At 66.7% G+C, this 17,148-nt stretch carries 19 protein-coding genes; 8 read left to right on the forward strand and 11 right to left on the reverse strand.

Annotated elements, in window-relative coordinates:
* Positions 1-7: 7 nt before the first annotated feature.
* Together A5702_RS10910 and A5702_RS10915 are read left to right on the forward strand one after the other, a co-directional pair.
* Positions 8-820 carry a crotonase/enoyl-CoA hydratase family protein gene (locus tag A5702_RS10910; protein WP_068220580.1) on the forward strand — a complete coding sequence of 271 codons (813 nt, stop codon included), beginning with the start codon at positions 8-10 and terminating at the stop codon, positions 818-820.
* Positions 821-935: 115 nt separating this feature from the next.
* Positions 936-1,799, forward strand: coding sequence for a hypothetical protein (locus A5702_RS10915; protein WP_068220584.1), 864 nt, complete (start codon positions 936-938; stop codon positions 1,797-1,799).
* Positions 1,800-1,837: 38 nt separating this feature from the next.
* Here the strand turns inward: A5702_RS10915 and A5702_RS10920 are convergent, their stop codons facing one another.
* The 3 genes from A5702_RS10920 to A5702_RS10930 are packed head-to-tail and all read right to left on the reverse strand — an operon-like array spanning position 1,838 to position 4,819.
* Positions 1,838-3,025 (reverse strand): cytochrome P450, encoded by a 1,188-nt coding sequence (locus tag A5702_RS10920; RefSeq protein WP_156669567.1) that lies wholly within the window; start codon positions 3,023-3,025, stop codon positions 1,838-1,840.
* A gap of 2 nt (positions 3,026-3,027) precedes the next feature.
* The gene (locus A5702_RS10925) at positions 3,028-3,744 is read right to left on the reverse strand and encodes an acetoacetate decarboxylase family protein (RefSeq protein ID WP_055403203.1); all 717 of its coding nucleotides are present in this window, start codon (positions 3,742-3,744) and stop codon (positions 3,028-3,030) included.
* 43 nt (positions 3,745-3,787) lie between these two features.
* A complete protein-coding gene (locus tag A5702_RS10930) occupies positions 3,788-4,819 on the reverse strand; it encodes an LLM class F420-dependent oxidoreductase (RefSeq protein ID WP_068220592.1) in 1,032 nt (343 codons plus the stop codon).
* Positions 4,820-4,884: 65 nt separating this feature from the next.
* Here A5702_RS10930 and A5702_RS10935 point away from each other — a divergent pair, with 65 nt between their 5' ends.
* The 4 genes from A5702_RS10935 to A5702_RS10950 are packed head-to-tail and all read left to right on the forward strand — an operon-like array spanning position 4,885 to position 8,565.
* Positions 4,885-5,880, forward strand: coding sequence for a Zn-ribbon domain-containing OB-fold protein (locus A5702_RS10935; protein WP_055403205.1), 996 nt, complete (start codon positions 4,885-4,887; stop codon positions 5,878-5,880).
* Between the two features lie 15 nt (positions 5,881-5,895).
* Positions 5,896-6,960 (forward strand): thiolase domain-containing protein, encoded by a 1,065-nt coding sequence (locus A5702_RS10940; protein ID WP_055403206.1) that lies wholly within the window; start codon positions 5,896-5,898, stop codon positions 6,958-6,960.
* A complete protein-coding gene (locus A5702_RS10945; protein WP_055403207.1) occupies positions 6,960-8,165 on the forward strand; it encodes a thiolase domain-containing protein in 1,206 nt (401 codons plus the stop codon). The genes A5702_RS10940 and A5702_RS10945 overlap by 1 nt, the downstream gene beginning before the upstream one ends.
* Positions 8,158-8,565, forward strand: a complete 408-nt coding sequence (locus A5702_RS10950; RefSeq protein ID WP_067821987.1) for a nuclear transport factor 2 family protein — start codon at positions 8,158-8,160, stop codon at positions 8,563-8,565. The genes A5702_RS10945 and A5702_RS10950 overlap by 8 nt, the downstream gene beginning before the upstream one ends.
* Here the strand turns inward: A5702_RS10950 and A5702_RS10955 are convergent.
* Complete coding sequence (locus tag A5702_RS10955; protein ID WP_067821991.1) at positions 8,562-9,086, reverse strand: gamma carbonic anhydrase family protein; 525 nt, start codon at positions 9,084-9,086, stop codon at positions 8,562-8,564. The genes A5702_RS10950 and A5702_RS10955 overlap by 4 nt on opposite strands.
* A 126-nt stretch (positions 9,087-9,212) precedes the next feature.
* On the opposite strand from A5702_RS10955, the gene A5702_RS10960 reads away from it, so the two are divergent.
* Positions 9,213-10,370, forward strand: a complete 1,158-nt coding sequence (locus tag A5702_RS10960; RefSeq protein ID WP_055403210.1) for a Rieske 2Fe-2S domain-containing protein — start codon at positions 9,213-9,215, stop codon at positions 10,368-10,370.
* Between the two features lie 5 nt (positions 10,371-10,375).
* Entirely contained in the window at positions 10,376-10,828 is a 453-nt protein-coding gene (locus A5702_RS10965) for a hypothetical protein (RefSeq protein ID WP_067821993.1), read from the forward strand.
* Between the two features lies 1 nt (position 10,829).
* On the opposite strand, the gene A5702_RS10970 is transcribed toward A5702_RS10965, so the two are convergent.
* The 7 genes from A5702_RS10970 to A5702_RS11000 all read right to left on the reverse strand — a co-directional run bounded on the left by A5702_RS10970 (position 10,830) and on the right by A5702_RS11000 (position 17,129).
* Entirely contained in the window at positions 10,830-11,975 is a 1,146-nt protein-coding gene (locus A5702_RS10970; protein ID WP_068220595.1) for a sulfotransferase, read from the reverse strand.
* Entirely contained in the window at positions 11,975-12,757 is a 783-nt protein-coding gene (locus A5702_RS10975; protein WP_055403213.1) for an SDR family oxidoreductase, read from the reverse strand. The genes A5702_RS10970 and A5702_RS10975 overlap by 1 nt, the downstream gene beginning before the upstream one ends.
* Before the next feature lie 2 nt (positions 12,758-12,759).
* Positions 12,760-13,887, reverse strand: coding sequence for a hypothetical protein (locus A5702_RS10980; RefSeq protein ID WP_068220598.1), 1,128 nt, complete (start codon positions 13,885-13,887; stop codon positions 12,760-12,762).
* 88 nt (positions 13,888-13,975) lie between these two features.
* Positions 13,976-14,272 (reverse strand): hypothetical protein, encoded by a 297-nt coding sequence (locus A5702_RS10985; protein WP_055403215.1) that lies wholly within the window; start codon positions 14,270-14,272, stop codon positions 13,976-13,978.
* A gap of 50 nt (positions 14,273-14,322) precedes the next feature.
* On the reverse strand, positions 14,323-15,381 hold the full coding sequence (dmpG, locus tag A5702_RS10990) for a 4-hydroxy-2-oxovalerate aldolase (protein ID WP_055403216.1): 1,059 nt from the start codon (positions 15,379-15,381) through the stop codon (positions 14,323-14,325).
* Positions 15,378-16,292: an acetaldehyde dehydrogenase (acetylating) gene (locus A5702_RS10995; RefSeq protein WP_067822002.1), complete on the reverse strand. Its 915-nt coding sequence runs from the start codon at positions 16,290-16,292 to the stop codon at positions 15,378-15,380. Before A5702_RS10995 ends, dmpG begins: the two co-directional genes overlap by 4 nt.
* A 51-nt stretch (positions 16,293-16,343) precedes the next feature.
* Positions 16,344-17,129 (reverse strand): 2-keto-4-pentenoate hydratase, encoded by a 786-nt coding sequence (locus tag A5702_RS11000; RefSeq protein ID WP_055403218.1) that lies wholly within the window; start codon positions 17,127-17,129, stop codon positions 16,344-16,346.
* Positions 17,130-17,148 lie beyond the last annotated feature (19 nt).

Here is a 17,148-nt window from a genome sequence, read left to right on the forward strand (position 1 = left end):
GGTAGCCGTGGCTGAGGCTCCAGCAAACGAGGAATCGGGCCAAGACGCCCTGGTGGAACAGCGCGGTCACACCCTGATCGTCACGTTGAACCGGCCGCACGCCCGCAACGCCCTGAGCACCGAAATGATGGAAATCATGGTCCAGGCCTGGGACCGCGTCGACAACGATCCGGACATCCGCTGCTGCATCCTGACCGGGGCCGGTGGCTACTTCTGCGCGGGCATGGACCTCAAGGCGGCAACGAAGAAGCCGCCGGGTGAATCTTTCAAGGACGGCAGCTACGACCCGTCGCGAATCGACGCGTTGCTCAAGGGACGCCGGCTCACAAAACCCCTCATCGCGGCCGTCGAGGGACCCGCGATCGCCGGCGGCACCGAGATCCTGCAGGGCACCGACATCCGCATCGCCGGCGAGAGCGCCAAGTTCGGCATCTCCGAGGCCAAGTGGAGCCTGTACCCGATGGGCGGATCGGCCGTGCGGCTGGTGCGGCAAATCCCCTATACGGTCGCCTGCGATCTGCTGCTGACCGGACGGCACATCACCGCCGCCGAGGCGAAGGAGATGGGCCTGATCGGGCACGTGGTGCCGGACGGTCAGGCGCTCTCCAAGGCGCTAGAGCTCGCAGACGTCATATCGGCCAACGGACCCCTCGCGGTGCAGGCGATCCTGCGGGCGATCCGCGAGACCGAGGGCATGCACGAGAACGAGGCCTTCAAGATCGACACCCAGATCGGCATCAAGGTCTTCCTGTCCGACGATGCCAAGGAAGGCCCCAGGGCGTTCGCCGAGAAACGCAAGCCCAACTTCCAGAACAAGTAACCCGCGATATCGCCCCTTTCGCGCCGAACGTGCACCCCTTGCGAATTTCCGGCCGATTTTTCGCGCTCAGTGCACGTTCGACGGGGCTGTCGGGCCTTGACGGCACACTCCTGCCATGGAGGTCCCGTTCATCGGTAGTGAGGCCGTCGCGTCCGGCCGAGTGACGCCGTACGCGCTACGCAGCCGGTTTCTCGCCCTTCATCCCGACGTGTACGTCGCGCGCGACGTCGAGCTCACCGCGCGCGGGCGCGCCCACGCGGCGTGGTTGTGGTCGAGGCGGCGGGCCATCGTCGCGGGCCGCTCGGCGGCCGTGCTGCACGGGGCGAAGTGGGTTGATGGGCGCGCCCCGGCCGAGTTGCTCTACGACTACCGCCGGCCGCCGAGAGGTATTCGCACCTGGTCGGACCGCGTAGCGGAAGACGAGATACAAGTAGTCTCCGGGATCCCGGCGACGACGCCGGCGCGTACGGCGCTCGACCTGGCGTGCCGCTATCCCGTCGGTGCCGCCGTCGCAGCGATCGACGCGCTGGCACGCGTGGCGGAGCTGAAGGTGTGCGACGTCGAGACACTCGCGGATCGGTATCGAGGCCGCCGCCGCATCCGGCGAGCACGCGTTGCCCTATCGCTCGTGGATCCCGGCGCCGAGTCCCCGCGCGAGACGTGGCTGCGGCTGCTGGTCATCAAGGCCGGCTATCCGCGGCCTCAGACCCAGATCCCGGTCTTCGGGGAGTACGGGGAGCTGATCGCCGTCCTCGATTTGGGTTGGGAGGACGCCAAAATCGCGCTCGAGTACGAAGGCGATCACCACCGGACGGACCGCAGGCAATTCAATCGGGACATCGCGCGTTACGAAGCGCTGTCCGATCTCGGCTGGATCGTCATCCGAGTTACCGCCGACGACACACAGGGCGGAATTCTGCACCGAGTGGCCGCTACCTGGGCGCGCCGAACGTGCACTCAGCGCGAAAAACTCGCCTGAATATCGCGATGATTACACGCTCGGCGAATCAGCGATGCTTACCCCAGCGGGGCGCCCGGCGTGAACGCCACCGGCATCTTCTCCAGGCCGGACACGAAGTTGGCCGGCCGCAAGGGCAGATCGGCGTCCGACGCCAGACGCATGTCCGGCAGGCGCTGCAGCAGCCGGCTCTGCATGATGGACAGCTCGAGCCGGGCGAGCTGGTTGCCGAGGCAGAAGTGCGTCCCGAAACCGAAGGCGAGGTGGTTGTTCGGGTAGCGCTCGATGTTGAAGCTCTCCGGGTCGTCGAAGACCTTCTCGTCGAAGTTCGCCGACTCGAACAGCAGGATCATCTTCTCGCCCTGGTGCAGCTGGGTGCCGTGGAATTCGGTGTCGGCGGTGATCGTGCGCGCCATGTTCTTCACCGGCGCGGTCCAGCGGAGCATCTCCTCGATCGCGTTGGGCAGCAGGCTCAGATCGGCCGCCAGGCGCCGGTGCTGATCCGGATGCAGCAGCAGCTGCCGCGTCCCGCCGGACAGCGTGTGGCGCGTGGTCTCGTCGCCGCCGATCAGCAGCAGCAGCACCTCGGTGACGATCTGGTGGTCTTCGAGGCGCGAGCCCTCGACTTCGGCGTGCACGAGGACGCTGACCAGGTCGTCGGTCGGCTCCTTCTTGCGGGCCTCGATCATCCCCATCATGTATTGGCTGTAGGCCGCGAAGGCGTCCATGGTGACCTGGAAATCGGATTCCGCCGCGGTGCTGCTCAAGAAGCTCACCAGGTCGTCGGACCACTTGAGGAACATCTTGCGCTCTTCGGGCCGCACGCCGAGCATGTCACCGATGACGGCCATGGGCAGCGGCGCCGCGAGGTCCCAGACGAAGTCACACTCACCGCGCTCGCAGACCGCGTCGATGAGCGTGTCACACAGCGAAACAATCTTGGCTTCAAGGTCTTTCACGCGCTTGCGGGTGAAACCGGAGTTGACGAGCTTGCGGCGCAACAGGTGTTGCGGGTCGTCCATCTCGATCATCATCTCGACGCCGTCTTGGTCGGGCCGAATGCCGCCCGCGTTGGAGAACAACTCGGGGTTGCGCTCGGCCTCGATCACGGCCTGATAGGTGGAGGCGGCCGCTAATCCGTTGCGATCCCGGAAGACCGGCTCGTTCTCGCGCATCCAGCGGTAAACGGACCGGGAATCGCCCGCGTAGAAAGCGCCGTCGGTGAGGTCGACGTCGGGCCTCGTCATGGTCATGAGATCTCCTGAGCATCACCGAAGGTCATTTGGACGTTTTGAGCCGAACTGGACACTAGAGCGCGTTTTGGAAGACCCAGCGCCGCAAGCTCTTTCGAGTACGGATGATCGCCCAGCCGGACCCGCACTCCGCCGAAGCGGGTGCGCACGCCGTCCAGCGTGTGCTCGAAGGCGGTCTCGCGGGTGACGCCGTCGCGGTGTGAGTAGCTGCGCTGCTCTTGCTGGCGCGGGGTCAGCCGGAATGGCAGGCCGCGGCGAAAATCCATCCCGATCACCGGTTGGCCGTCGATGCTGAGATCGAAACTGAAATGCTCACCTTCGGTGACGGTGAACTCGCCCATAACCTTCGGGTAGCCCCAGATCTTGGTGCCCGCCTCCAAGGTGAATGCCTGGTCGACGGGCAGGTGGTGGATGAAGGCGCCGGCCGACTGCAACGCGCGCGGCCCGGAGGCCTTCGAACCGGGCGGGTTGACCATGACGCTCGTGCCGAACTCGTGGTACTGGCCCAGATCGCCGTCGATGTAGTGCATCAACATCAGGACGACGATCGCGCGGCCGGGCAGGTAGCGGCACACCTGCAGGCCGCTGTAGTCGATCATCTGTTGCGCGGCGTCGGCGTCGACCGAGAACATCGCCATGTGCTGATTTGCCCTGCGGATCCGCACCGGCATGGTCAGTACCGTGCCCGCGATAGTGTGCTGCGAGGCTGTCATCGGGCCACACTAGAACGCGTTCTAATCCCCTGGCAAGGATCGGCTAGATCAGCGTGGCGAGCTCCCTGATCTGCGCCTCGTTGCGTCCGTTGACCACCATCATGGTGACGCCGGCGGCCTCCCAGACCTTGACCTGCTCACGGACGTAGTTGATATCGCCGACGATCGCGGCGTCGTCGACCACCTCGTCGGGGATGATCTCCGCGGCCTTGTCCTTCTGGTTGCTGCGGAACAGCTTCGTCACGTCGTCGACCACCTCGGCATAACCCATCCGCCGGTACACATCGGCGTGGAAGTTGGTGTCCTCGGCGCCCATGCCACCCATGTAAAGGGCCAGATAGGGCTTCATGGCCGCGAAGGCGGCGGCGCGGTCGTCGGTGATGACGATGTTCGCGGTCGCGCAGATCTCGAAGTCCTCGCGGCCGCGGCGCGCCCCGGGCCGGGCGAACCCCTCGTCGAGCCATTCGTTGTAGGTGTCGGCCATCCGCGGCGTGTAGAAGATGGGCAGCCAGCCGTCGCAGATCTCGGCGGCCAGCGCCACGTTCTTCGGCCCCTCGGCGCCCAGCATGATCGGGATGTCGGCGCGCAGCGGGTGCGTGATTGGCTTGAGCGGCTTGCCGAGGCCGGTCGTCTGCTCCCCGGTCAGCGGCAGCGGATAGTGCGGGCCGTCGCTGGTCACCGGCTTCTCCCGCGCCCACACCTGCCGCATGATGTCGATGTACTCGCGGGTGCGGGCCAGCGGCTTGGGGAACGGCCGGCCGTACCAGCCCTCGACCACCTGCGGGCCGGACACGCCGAGCCCGAGGATGTGCCGGCCGCCGGACAGGTGGTCGAGCGTCAGCGCGGCCATCGCGGTCGCGGTCGGTGTGCGCGCGGACAGCTGGATCACCGAGGTGCCCAGCCGCAGCCGGTGCGTCGACGAGCCCAACCAGGCCAGCGGCGTGTAGGCGTCCGATCCCCACGCCTCGGCGGTGAACACGGCGTCGAACGCGGTCTCCTCGGCCGCGGCGACGAGTTCCGCGTGGTTCTCCGGCGGCTGAGCGCCCCAATACCCGAGCTGCAACCCAAGCTTCATAGTCACTGACCTTCCGAAGGGACCCGATGTTGAAACCGTTCTTAGAACCTGTTCTACTCGATGGCGTGACAGCCAGCTCGAGCAGCCCGACCTTGACGGATCCCACGGAACCGCCACTCTCCGCGCCACTGACGTTGTCTTTCGACTACACCCGTTCGGTCGGCCCCACGCTAAGCAAGTTCTTCACCGCGCTGCGTGAGCGCCACGTCCTGGGCGTGCGCGGATCGGATGGCCGGGTGCACGTACCGCCCGCGGAGTACGACCCGGTCACATACGAGCCGCTGGGCGAGATGGTGCCGGTGTCCAGCGTCGGCACCGTCGTGTCCTGGACCTGGCAGCCCGACCCGATAGAGGGCCAGCCGCTGGACCGTCCGTTCGCCTGGGCGTTGATCAAGCTCGACGGCGCGGACACCCCGCTGATGCATGCCGTCGACGCCGGCAGCCCCGACGCCATTCGGACCGGCGCCCGGGTGCATGTGCACTGGGCCGACGAACCGGTGGGCGCGATCACCGACATCGCCTACTTCGCGCTCGGGGAGGAAGCCGAGCCCGTGTCGGAAGCGGCTGCGGGCGAACAGGATCCGGTGACCATGATCGTCACACCCATCTCGCTGACGATTCAGCACACCGCCTCGCACGAGGAGAGCGCCTACCTGCGCGCGATCGCCCAGGGCAAGCTGTTGGGCGCCCGCACCGGAAAAGAGGGAAAGGTCTACTTCCCGCCGCACGGCGCGGACCCGGCCACCGGCCAGCCCACGACGGAGTTCGTCGAGCTGCCCGACAAGGGCACCGTCACGACGTTCGCGATCATCAACATCCCGTTCCAGGGCCAGCGCATCAAACCGCCCTACGTGGCGGCCTACGTGCTGCTCGACGGGGCGGACATCCCGTTCCTGCATCTGGTCGCCGACGTCGACGCGCACGAGGTGCGGATGGGCATGCGCGTCGAGGCGGTGTGGAAACCCCGCGAGGAGTGGGGTTTTGGCATCGACAACATCGAGTACTTCCGGCCGACGGGTGAGCCCGACGCCGAATACGACACCTACAAGCACCACCTGTAAAGGGCACACCTACCAATGAGCGCTCGCAACGTTGCGGTCGTCGGCTTCGCCCACGCCCCACACGTCCGCCGCACCGACGGCACCACCAACGGCGTCGAGATGCTGATGCCGTGCTTCGCCCAGCTCTACGAGGACCTCGGAATCACCAAGGGCGACATCGGCTTTTGGTGCTCGGGGTCCTCGGATTACCTCGCCGGGCGGGCATTCTCGTTCATCTCGGCGATCGACTCGATCGGCGCGGTACCGCCGATCAACGAGTCACACGTGGAGATGGACGCGGCCTGGGCACTGTACGAGGCCTACATCAAGATCCTGACCGGCGAGGTCGACACCGCGCTGGTGTACGGATTCGGTAAGTCGTCGGCGGGCATTCTGCGGCAGATCCTTTCGCGGCAGACCGACCCCTACACCGTCGCCCCGCTGTGGCCGGATTCGATCTCCATGGCGGGCCTGCAGGCCCGCATCGGGCTCGACACCGGCAAGTGGACCGAAGAGCAGATGGCGCGTGTCGCGTTCGATTCCTTTGCCAACGCACGCCGGGTGGACAACCTCGAGCCGACGATCAACGTCGCCGACCTGCTCGAGAGGCCGTTCTTCGCCGAGCCGCTGCGACGCCATGACATCGCCCCGATCACCGACGGCGCCGCCGCGATCGTGCTCGCGGCCGATGACCGCGCACGCGAGCTGCGGGAGAACCCCGCCTGGATCACGGGGATCGAGCACCGCATCGAAACCCCCGCGCTGGGTGCGCGCGACCTCACCGAGTCCCCGTCGACCAGGGCGGCGGCCAAAGTGGCCACGGGTGGCAAGACCGACAACCTCGACGTGGCCGAGATTTGCGCGCCCTTCACCCACCAGCACCTGATCATCGAGGAGGCCATCCGGATACCGGGGCCGACCAAGGTGAATCCGTCCGGCGGCGCGCTGGCCGCCAACCCCATGTTCGTCGCCGGCCTGGAGCGGATCGGGTTTGCGGCGCAACACATCTGGAACGGGTCGGCGCAGCGGGTGCTGGCGCACGCCACCAGCGGGCCCGCGTTGCAACAGAACCTGGTTGCGGTCATGGAAGGAAAGAACTGATGGCCGGTGCAGGTGCGCACCTAGCCGCGGTACTCGGTACCGGGCAGACGAAATATGTGGCCAAGCGCCAAGACGTTTCGATGAACGGCCTGGTGCGCGAGGCCATCGACCGGGCGCTGGCCGACTCCGGTTCCACCTTCGACGACATCGACGCCGTCGTGGTCGGCAAGGCGCCCGACTTCTTCGAGGGCGTCATGATGCCGGAGCTGTTCATGGCCGACGCCGTGGGCGCGACGGGCAAGCCGCTGATCCGGGTGCACACCGCGGGCTCGGTCGGCGGATCAACCGGTGTGGTGGCCGCCAGCCTGGTGCAGTCCGGGAAATACCGGCGCGTGCTGGCGATGGCGTGGGAGAAGCAGTCGGAGTCAAACGCCATGTGGGCGTTGTCGATTCCGATCCCCTTCATCAAGCCGGTGGGCGCCGGCGCGGGTGGGTACTTCGCCCCGCACGTGCGCTCCTACATCCGCAGGTCCGGCGCGCCGCTGAACATCGGCGCCATCGTCGCGGTCAAGGACCGGCTCAACGGGGCCCGCAATCCGCTGGCGCACCTGCACCAACCCGACATCACCGTCGAGAAGGTGATGGAGTCGCCCATGCTGTGGGACCCGATCCGTTACGACGAGACCTGCCCGTCGTCCGACGGCGCCGCCGCCGTCGTGATCGGCAACGAGGAGGCCGCCGAAGCCCGCCTGGCGCAAGGAAATCCGGTGGCGTGGATCCACGCCACCGCGTTGCGCACCGAGCCGCTGCAGTTCTCCGGGCGCGACCAGGTCAGCCCGCAGGCGGGGCGCGACGCGGCCGCCGCGCTGTGGAAGGCGGCCGGCATCACCAGCCCGATCGACGAGATCGACGCGGCCGAGATCTACGTACCGTTCTCCTGGTTCGAGCCGATGTGGTTGGAAAACCTCGGCTTTGCGCCCGAGGGCGAGGGCTGGAAGCTCACCGAGGCCGGCGAGACGGCGATCGGTGGACGGTTGCCCGTCAACCCGTCGGGCGGAGTGTTGTCGTCGAATCCGATCGGCGCCTCGGGCCTGATCCGGTTCGCGGAGGCGGCGATTCAGGTGATGGGCAAGGGTGGCGATCACCAGGTTCCGAACGCGCGCAAGGCGTTGGGACACGCCTACGGCGGCGGTTCGCAGTACTACTCCATGTGGGTGGTCGGTGCGGACAAGCCGAGGCCGGAAAAGGTCGGCGCCGATGGCTGAGCACCCCGCGCACGACGCCGGCCGGCGCTCGCGCGAGGCCGTAATCGCCAGGGACAAGGAGGCGTGGCTGGCGGTTTTCGCCGACGACGCCATCGTGGAGGACCCGATCGGCCCGTCGGCCTTCGATCCGGAGGGCAAGGGCCACCGGGGCCGCGACGCGATCGCGGCCTTCTGGGACAAGGCCATCGCCCCGACCAAGCGGATCGAGTTCGTCTTTCGCGACACGTACCAGTGCGGCAATGAGGAAGCCAACGTCGGCCACATCCTGATCACCCACGGCGACTATCAGGTGACCGCCGAGGGCGTCTTCACGTACAAGGCCAACGGCGAGGGCAAGCTGACCGCCCTGCGCGCGTACTGGGAGATGGACCGCGCGGCCGCGTCGGCCCGCAAGGTCTAAAGCGGCTCGAGCCCGGCCAGGTGCCGCTGCGCCAGCTCGCGATAGGCCTGCGGATTCACCTTGATCCACATCTCGGCGCCCGTTCCGGCGACCGGGCCCTTGATCTGTGCCGGCGAGCCGACCGCCAGCATGCCGGCGGGAATCTGGGTGCCGGCCGTCACCAACGAGTGGGCGGCGACCAGGCTGCGCGCGCCGATCACGGCGCCGTCGAGGACGGTGGCGTGGTTGGCGATCATCGCCTCGGAACCGACGTGCACCCCGTGAATGCAGCACATGTGCGCCACGGTGGCGCCCGGGCCGATGTCGACCGGTATGCCCGGCGGCGCGTGCAGCACCGACCCGTCCTGGACGTTCGCGCCCTCGCGCACCACGATGGGCCCGTAATCGCCGCGCAGCACGGTGTTGAACCACACCGACGCACCGGCCTCGACGACGACGTCGCCGATCAGGGTGGCGGTCGGGGCCACGAACGCGGTGGGGTCGACCCGCGGCGCCCGGCCTTCGAAAGCAAACAGCGGCATCGTCTAGATATACCCCGAGCGCCGAGGCGTCGCGGGAAAGCCCAGCCAGACTCGCCGTCGTTGCGCGGCGACACCGCAAAACTGTAACGTGTTCTAGTTAGAGGGGCAGTGAGTTGGAGGTGACAGGTGAGTACCGACACCAAGGCGGTCGGCATCCGGGAGATCGATCCCGGCGCATTGCCGACCAGGTACGCCCGGGGCTGGCATTGCCTCGGTGTGGCAAAGGACTTCCAGGACGGTAAGCCGCACTCCGTCGAGGCGTTCGGCACCAAGCTGGTGGTTTTCGCCGACTCGCAGGGCGACCTCAAGGTTCTGGACGGCTACTGCCGCCACATGGGCGGGGACCTGTCGGAAGGCACCATCAAGGGCGACGAGGTGGCCTGCCCGTTCCACGACTGGCGGTGGGGCGGCGACGGTCGCTGCAAGCTGGTGCCCTACGCCAAGCGCACGCCCAAGACGGCGCGCACCCGCTCGTGGACGACCGATGTGCGGGGCGGCCTGCTGTTCGTCTGGCACGACCACGAACAGAATCCGCCGGACCCCGCGGTCCGGATTCCCGACATCCCGGAAGCGGCCAGCGACGAGTGGACCGAATGGCGGTGGAACCGCATCCTGATCGAGGGGTCGAACTGCCGCGACATCATCGACAACGTCACCGACATGGCGCACTTCTTTTACATCCATTTCGGGTTGCCGACCTACTTCAAGAACGTCTTCGAGGGCCACATCGCCTCGCAGTACCTGCACAACGTGGGCCGGCAGGACGTCAATGACCTGGGCACCTCCTACGGCGAGGCGCACCTCGATTCGGAGGCTTCGTACTTCGGGCCGTCGTTCATGATCAACTGGCTGCACAACAGCTACGGCGGCTACAAGGCCGAGTCGATCCTGATCAACTGTCACTACCCCGTGACCCAGAACTCGTTCGTGCTGCAGTGGGGCGTCATCGTCGAAAAGCCCAAGGGCATGGACGAAGCCATGACCGACAAGCTCTCGCGGGTGTTCACCGAAGGCGTCAGCAAGGGCTTCCTGCAGGATGTCGAGATCTGGAAGCACAAGACCCGCATCGACAACCCGCTGCTGGTCGAGGAGGACGGCGCCGTCTATCAGCTGCGCCGCTGGTATCAGCAGTTCTACGTAGACGTGGCCGACATCCAGCCGGAAATGGTGGAGCGCTTCGAGATCGAGGTGGACACCACCCGCGCCAACGAGTACTGGAACGCCGAGGTCGAGGAGAACCTGAAGGCCAGGGACTCCGAAGACGTTCCGGCGGAGCAACACTGACCGACATGTCCGACGATCAGCCGGCGGTTCCCGACGTCGATCGGCTCGCTCGGTCGATGCTGCTGCTGCACGGCGATCATCACGACCACGACGACGCGCCCGCCCGCAATGGCGGCTCCGGATCCTGGTCGAAGTCGAGGGATTTCGCCAACGATCCGCAACGCGCGGCCGCCGTAGCCGAGGCCAGTCGCGCCGACCGCGAGCGCTACCTCAGCTCGGGGCTACTGCCGGTGGACTGCCGGTTCTGCCACGTCACCGTCACCGTCCGGAGGCTGGGCCCGGGCCACACCGCGGTGCAATGGAACACCGAGGCGTGGCAACGCTGCGCGCATTTCACCGAGGTGCGCAACTCCGGCGGCGACACCGCCCGCACTCGGTCCTGTCCCAAGTTGAGCGACAGCATCGAACACGCGGTCGCGGAGGGCTACCTCGGCGAGCCGACGCCCGAGGACGACTGAATCACAGCCCGGCGAAGCGCTCCTTGACGGTTTCGACGGTCAGCCCGTAGTCGGCCAGCGAGTACCGATGCTTCGGCGCGCGCTCGCCGGATTGGCTGTCGGCGTGCGTCTTCTCCATGGCCGCCCGCGCCTCGTCGGTCAGCGTCAACCCGAAATGCCGGTAAATGTCTGCGACGGTGCCGATCGGATCGGCGATGAGCTCCTTGTAGTCGACGTCATAAAACTGCGCGGGCGAATACTTGGCGCGGGCGACGTTGAAGCGTTCCAACCCGCGCGACCAGGTGTCCATCGCGTCGGCACCGATTTGCGCCCCGTCGAACGACGTCGACCAGCCCTCGGCGGTGTGCTGGGCCAGCGAGCACATCGAAGCCATGATCGTCTCGACCGGCCGATGCGTCTGAATCACCAGCGCGTCGGGATAGGTCGCCATCAGCGCGTCCAGTGCAAACAGGTGGCTGGGATTCTTGAGCACCCAACGCTTTTCGGCGTCGTTGAGGCCGATCAGCTGGAGGTTCTTGCGGTGCCGTTGGTACGACGGCGTCCAATCCTGCCCCGCCAGCCACTGCGCGTAGGTGGGGACGTGGGCGAGCGTCTCGTAGGACACCGAATGCAGCGACTGCCGGAGCAGCTGCCAGCACTCCTCCAGCTCGTACGCCGCCATGAAGTGCAGACCGGTGTAGCCGGGGTTCTCCTGATGGTGCCTGGTGAACTGCGCGTCGAGCTGTTGGTAGAGGGGGTGCGAGTCCCAGGTTTCGCGTGGCGGGCGGGGCTGGGGGAATTCGGCCAGCCACATGTGCAAGCCCTGGTGCGCGGGGTCGGCCCCCAACAGCCGGTGCAGCGCGGTGGTGCCGGTGCGTACCAGGCCGGTGACGAAAATCGGGCGTTCGATGACGACGTCGGCGTGCTGCGGGTACTGCTTCCACGAAGCCTCCGACAGGAGCCTGGCGACCAGCGCGCCGCGTAGGAAGAACCGATTCATCTTGCTGCCCAACACCGTTAGGCCCGCCTCGCGCCGGTAGGAGTCGAGCAGCACCTCCAGCGCCTCGAGATAGTTGTCGTCGTTGGCGCCGAAGTCGTCCAGTCCGGTGAGCTTGGTGGCGGACGCGTGCAGTTCGTCGACGGTGCCGATATCGGTGCGATCGGACATTACGTGTGATACTCCCCGCAGTTGACGTCGAGCGTCTGCCCGGTGATGCCGCTGGACAGGTCGCTGGCCAGGAACAGGATGGCCGAGGCGACCTCGTCTTCGGTGGGTAGGCGCTTGAGGTCGGAGTTCGCCGCCGTGGCCGCGTAGATCTGGTCCACCGTGGTGCCGTACTTGCCCGCCTGGTGTTCGAAGTAAGCCTGCAGGGTGTCGCCCCAGATATAGCCGGGGGCAACCGAATTGACGCGAATGCCCTTCTCGCCGAGCTCGGTGGCCAGCGACTGCGACATGGACAGCAGCGCCGACTTGGCCATCTTGTAGGCGCCGTATTTGGCCTGGGAGTGCCGCAGCACCATGGAGTTGACGTTGACGATCGACCCGTGCGACTTTTCCAGTGCGGGCGTGAAGGCCTGGATGAGCCGCAACGCGCCGAGCGCGCTGAGCTCGATGGCGTCGCGGATGTGCTGAAAACTGGTGCCGGCCAACGGCTTCATGGACGGCACGCGGAAGGCGTTGTTGATCAGCACGTCGACCTTGCCGTAGGTGGCCATGGTCGTCTCGACGAGGTAGCTGACCTCGTCGTCGTCGGTGATGTCACAGCGCACGGCCAACGCCTTGTGCCCGGCGTCGTTGACCTCCTTGGCGACGCTTTCCAGCCGTTCCACCGTGCGCGCCGCCAGCACCAGGTCGGCACCGTCCTTCGAGAACCGGTGCGCCAGGGTGGTGCCGAGTCCCGGTCCTACGCCGCTGATGACGACGACCTTCTCGTTGAGCAATCCTGACATCGTCACCCCAGCATCCTGGCCGCAATTTGTTGTTGGCGCAGCGTTATTCGCGCACGCCATTCGTCGTCGGAGATCTTATTATGTTCGAAGTACGGCAGCGCGGCCGGGACGGCGTCGAAGTCGGCCAACTCCACGGTGGGTCCGTCCGCCTCGATGAGCGGTCGGGACACCCGCTGCCAGCGGAACTGCAGGAAGCCCCGCCGATGGCCGAGTGTCTCCACCCAGTTGGTCACTCCCGGATTCTGGTCGGCGACGACGATGCGCACCTTGCCGTCCGGATCCGCCTGTGCCTGAGTGTTGTTCAGCGATGTCTGGTGATTGATGTAGTCCAGCGAGATGTACCACAGGCTGCCCAGCTGGAAGCCGAGATAGGGCGCGTCGGAGACCGGGATGGTGATCACCAGCGCCTGATCGGGGCGCAGGTCGTAGTGGCCCACCGACGAGTACTGGGTCGCCAGGCCGCCCGGCGTCAACCGGGGCGCGACCATGGTGTTGACCGGAAGATCGAGGTAGAACCACTGCGGGAACTGCAGCCACGTTTTCACCCGGTTCACGAGCTGCTTTCCGGCTGTGGCGTAACGCTTTTCAATGGTCTCCCGGGTCAGGGGCGGCGGGGCGGTGCCGGCGGTGTCCAGCCGGGAGATCGCCAGCGTGCCACGCTGTGCCGACCAGTCGCCGTACACCTCGCGGATGACCAGCTGGCCATTGCTGGTGGGCCGCACCCGCCACTCGAAGCTGCCGTCGGCCGCGATCTCGAGTTCACGGTCATCGAACGCGGCCTGGCTGGCCGGCACGTTGTCGTCGGTGTATTCACCGCCGAGCAGCTGGAAGCTCAGGTCGGTCGTGGTGCCACGCCGTCCGGTCACCACGTAGTCGTGGTTGGCGTGCACCCGGGTACCGAAGTAGAGGGTGTCGGGGTTGTCCAGGCCCATCTTGGTGAACGGCCCGGTGCCCGACTGCAGGAAGGGGTGATCGCGGTCGTAGTCGAAGGCCAGGTGGATGCAGGCCGAAACGCAGCCCGCCAAATACTGCAGCCCTTCGAGCAGGTCGGCTTCGGTCTCGATGAAGGGCGCGTCGGCGACTAATTTCTCGGCTTCGGCGATCGCTGAGGTGAGAGGATCAGAGAACACGCATAGACGCTAGAACGTGTTCTACTTTTTCGTCAATGGCGAACGTTCGCGCGCGTCCGCCGTGGCGTTCAGCGACGAGGCCGGCTCACTAGGGCGCGCACTGCTGCGACAGGTCGATCAGGTGCTGCCGCACGTCGGGATGCCGGTTCAGGTAGTCGATGACGTTGGGTCCGCCGCCTTCCGCCTCCGACTGGGCCTGCAGCTGCGCATGCAGGTCGGGATGCCGCTGTAGGTACTGATCGATGGAGTTACCGACGGTCTGGCACTGTGGGGCCGCGCCGGCCACCGGCAGCGCGATCATCGTCGCGGCGGTAACAGCCAGCAAACTCCCGGCGAGCGCGCCGGACAGTCCGCGGCCACGGGTATTCCTGGATGTCACGGTCATGCGCGCCAGGCTACTCCGGATAGCTTTGCGCCGCCTATGGGAACGGGCCGCTATTTGGCGGCCGCGGCGCCGCTCTCTTGCTCGCGCTTGATTTCGAGCGCGATGTCGATGAGTTGGTCTTCCTGGCCACCGATGAGCTTGCGCTGACCGGCCCGGTGCAGCAGCTGGTGGGCCGGCACGCCGTAGCGCTCGGACTGGCGGATGGCGTGCTTGAGGAAGCTGGAGTACACCCCGGAATAGCCCATGATCAGGGCGTTGCGGTCCAGCAGGCACTCGGCGGGCATGGCCGGGGCGACCACCTCCTCGGCGGCGTCGGCGATGTCGAAGAAGTCGATGCCGGTCTTGACGCCGATCTTGTCGAACACCCCGATGAGCGCCTCCACGGGCGCGTTGCCCGCGCCGGCGCCGAACCGGCGGCACGACCCGTCGATCTGCTTGGCGCCCGCCCGGACGGCCTCCACCGAGTTGGCCACGCCCAGCCCCAGGTTCTCGTGCCCGTGGAAGCCCACCTGGGCGTCGTCGCCGAGCTCGGCGACCAGCGCCGCCACCCGGTCGCGCACGCCTTCGAGGACCAGCGCGCCGGCCGAGTCGACCACGTACACGCACTGGCAGCCCGCGTCGGCCATGATGCGGGCCTGGGCGGCCAGCTTCTCCGGCGGAATCGTGTGCGACATCATCAGGAACCCGACGGTTTCCAGCCCCAGCTCGCGCGCCAGGCCGAAGTGCTGGATGGACACGTCGGCCTCGGTGCAATGGGTGGCGATCCGGCAGATCGACCCGCCGTTGTTCTGGGCCTCCTTGATGTCCTCCTTGGTGCCCACCCCGGGCAGCATCAGGAAGGCGATCTTGGCCTCCTTGGCCGTCTCGGCGGCCAGCTTGATCAGCTCCTGCTCGGGTGTCTTCGAGAACCCGTAGTTGAAGCTGGAGCCGCCCAGCCCGTCGCCGTGGGTGACCTCGATGACCGGCACGCCCGCGGTGTCCAGGGCAGCGACGATGGCGCCCACTTCTTCTTTGGTGAATTGGTGGCGTTTGTGGTGCGAGCCGTCCCGCAGCGACGTGTCGGTCAGCCGCACGTCCCAGATCGGATTGAAGAAAATGTCACTACTCATCGCGTGCCTCCTGCCACCGAAAGCGTCTCCTTGGCGATCTCCTCGCCGACCTTGGTGGCCGCGGCGGTCATGATGTCGAGGTTGCCCGCATACGGGGGCAGGTAATCGCCGGCGCCCTCCACCTCGACGAACGTGGTGACCACCGCCTGGCCGCCGGAGTTGAGCGACGGCTCGTCGAACTGCGGCTCGTTCAGCAGCCGGTATCCCGGCACATACGTCTGCACCTCGGCCACCACGTCGTGGATGGATTTCGCGATCGCGTCGCGGTCGGCGTCCTCGGGGATAGCGCAGAAGATGGTGTCGCGCATGATCATCGGCGGGTCGGCGGGGTTGAGGATGATGATGGCCTTGCCGCGCTCGGCGCCACCGATGGTCTGAACGCCCTTGCTGGTGGTCTTGGTGAACTCGTCGATGTTGGCCCTGGTGCCCGGGCCCGCCGAGACCGACGCCACCGACGCCACGATCTCCGCGTAGGGAACGTCCACGACCCGGCTGACGGCGTAGACGATCGGGATGGTCGCCTGTCCCCCGCAGGTGATCATGTTGACGTTCGGCGCGTCGAGGTGCTGGCGCAGGTTGGCCGGCGGAATCACCGCCGGACCCACCGCGGCCGGCGTCAGGTCGATGGCGCGGATGCCGGCGGCCTCGTATTTGGGGGCGGCGTCGCGGTGCACGTAGGCGCTGGTCGCCTCGAAGACCAGGTCGGGCTTCTCGGACTGGGCCAGCAACCAGTCGACCCCCTCGTGCGTGGTCTCCAGACCGAGCTTGCGGGCCCGGGCCAAGCCTTCGCTTTCCGGGTCGATGCCCACCATCCAGCGCGGCTCCAGCCAATCGGACCGCAGCAACTTGTAGAGCAGGTCAGTGCTGATGTTTCCCGACCCGACAATGGCCACACTCGCCTTAGCCGGCATGACGCTCCTTTGCGAAGCTGTTGATATTTAAGTCCGACGATTTAATTCGAGCTACTCGAACGACAGATGGACAGAGCCCAGGCCTGTGAAGTCGGCCACAAACTCGTCGCCGGCATGCGCGTCGATCGCGCGCGTGCACGACCCGGGGAGAACCAGGTCGCCTTTGCGCAACCGGACGCCGAAGCCCTCCACCTTGCGGGCCAGCCAGGCCACCGCGGTGACCGGGTTGCCCAGCACCGCGTCCGTCCGGCCCTCCGCGACGACATCGCCGTTGCGGCGCAGCACGGCGTCGATCCCCTTGATGTCGACGTCGCGCGGGGACACCCGCGCCCTACCCAGCACGAAACCCGCCGACGAGGCGTTGTCGGCGATGGTGTCGCACAACTCGATCTTCCAATCGGTGATCCTGGTGTCGATCAGCTCGATCGACGGGACCAGCGCCTCGGTGGCCGCCAGCACGTCCTCCTCGGTGCAGTCGGCGCCCGGCAGGTCGCTGTTGAGGATGAAACCGACCTCGACCTCGACCCTGGGCCACAGGTAGCGGCTGGCCTTGACGGGGGTGTCTTCGAACAATTGCATCTCGTCGAGCAAATGCCCGTAGTCCGGCTCGTCGACCCCCATCATCTGCTGGATCGCCTTCGACGACAGGCCCACCTTGTGGCCCAGCACGCGGGCCCCCTCGGCGACCCGCTGGCGGATGTTGATCAGCTGGATCTCGTACGCGTCGACGACGTCGATGTCCGGGTGGACGGCCGTGAGCGGAGCAATCGGCGAGCGGCTCCGCTCGGCCTGCGCCAGGTCGGCAGCTAGCTCGTCTCGCGTCGCAACACTGAGCATCTGCAGAAGTCCCCTCGTT

Source organism: Mycobacterium sp. E3339 (assembly GCF_001666915.1).
GTDB lineage: Bacteria > Actinomycetota > Actinomycetes > Mycobacteriales > Mycobacteriaceae > Mycobacterium.

Excerpts from the sequence above, each read along its gene's own strand:
- A5702_RS10975 (WP_055403213.1), bottom strand. The coding sequence starts at position 12,757 with ATGTCAGGATTGCTCAACGAGAAGGTCGTCGTCATCAGCGGCGTAGGA.
- A5702_RS10965 (WP_067821993.1), top strand. The coding sequence starts at position 10,376 with ATGTCCGACGATCAGCCGGCGGTTCCCGACGTCGATCGGCTCGCTCGG.
- A5702_RS10970 (WP_068220595.1), bottom strand. The coding sequence starts at position 11,975 with ATGTCCGATCGCACCGATATCGGCACCGTCGACGAACTGCACGCGTCC.
- dmpG (WP_055403216.1), bottom strand. The coding sequence starts at position 15,381 with ATGAGTAGTGACATTTTCTTCAATCCGATCTGGGACGTGCGGCTGACC.
- A5702_RS10950 (WP_067821987.1), top strand. The coding sequence starts at position 8,158 with ATGGCTGAGCACCCCGCGCACGACGCCGGCCGGCGCTCGCGCGAGGCC.
- A5702_RS10930 (WP_068220592.1), bottom strand. The coding sequence starts at position 4,819 with ATGAAGCTTGGGTTGCAGCTCGGGTATTGGGGCGCTCAGCCGCCGGAG.
- A5702_RS10920 (WP_156669567.1), bottom strand. The coding sequence starts at position 3,025 with ATGACGAGGCCCGACGTCGACCTCACCGACGGCGCTTTCTACGCGGGC.
- A5702_RS10915 (WP_068220584.1), top strand. The coding sequence starts at position 936 with ATGGAGGTCCCGTTCATCGGTAGTGAGGCCGTCGCGTCCGGCCGAGTG.
- A5702_RS10945 (WP_055403207.1), top strand. The coding sequence starts at position 6,960 with ATGGCCGGTGCAGGTGCGCACCTAGCCGCGGTACTCGGTACCGGGCAG.
- A5702_RS11000 (WP_055403218.1), bottom strand. The coding sequence starts at position 17,129 with ATGCTCAGTGTTGCGACGCGAGACGAGCTAGCTGCCGACCTGGCGCAG.
- A5702_RS10925 (WP_055403203.1), bottom strand. The coding sequence starts at position 3,744 with ATGACAGCCTCGCAGCACACTATCGCGGGCACGGTACTGACCATGCCG.
- A5702_RS10955 (WP_067821991.1), bottom strand. The coding sequence starts at position 9,086 with ATGCCGCTGTTTGCTTTCGAAGGCCGGGCGCCGCGGGTCGACCCCACC.
- A5702_RS10985 (WP_055403215.1), bottom strand. The coding sequence starts at position 14,272 with ATGACCGTGACATCCAGGAATACCCGTGGCCGCGGACTGTCCGGCGCG.
- A5702_RS10995 (WP_067822002.1), bottom strand. The coding sequence starts at position 16,292 with ATGCCGGCTAAGGCGAGTGTGGCCATTGTCGGGTCGGGAAACATCAGC.
- A5702_RS10940 (WP_055403206.1), top strand. The coding sequence starts at position 5,896 with ATGAGCGCTCGCAACGTTGCGGTCGTCGGCTTCGCCCACGCCCCACAC.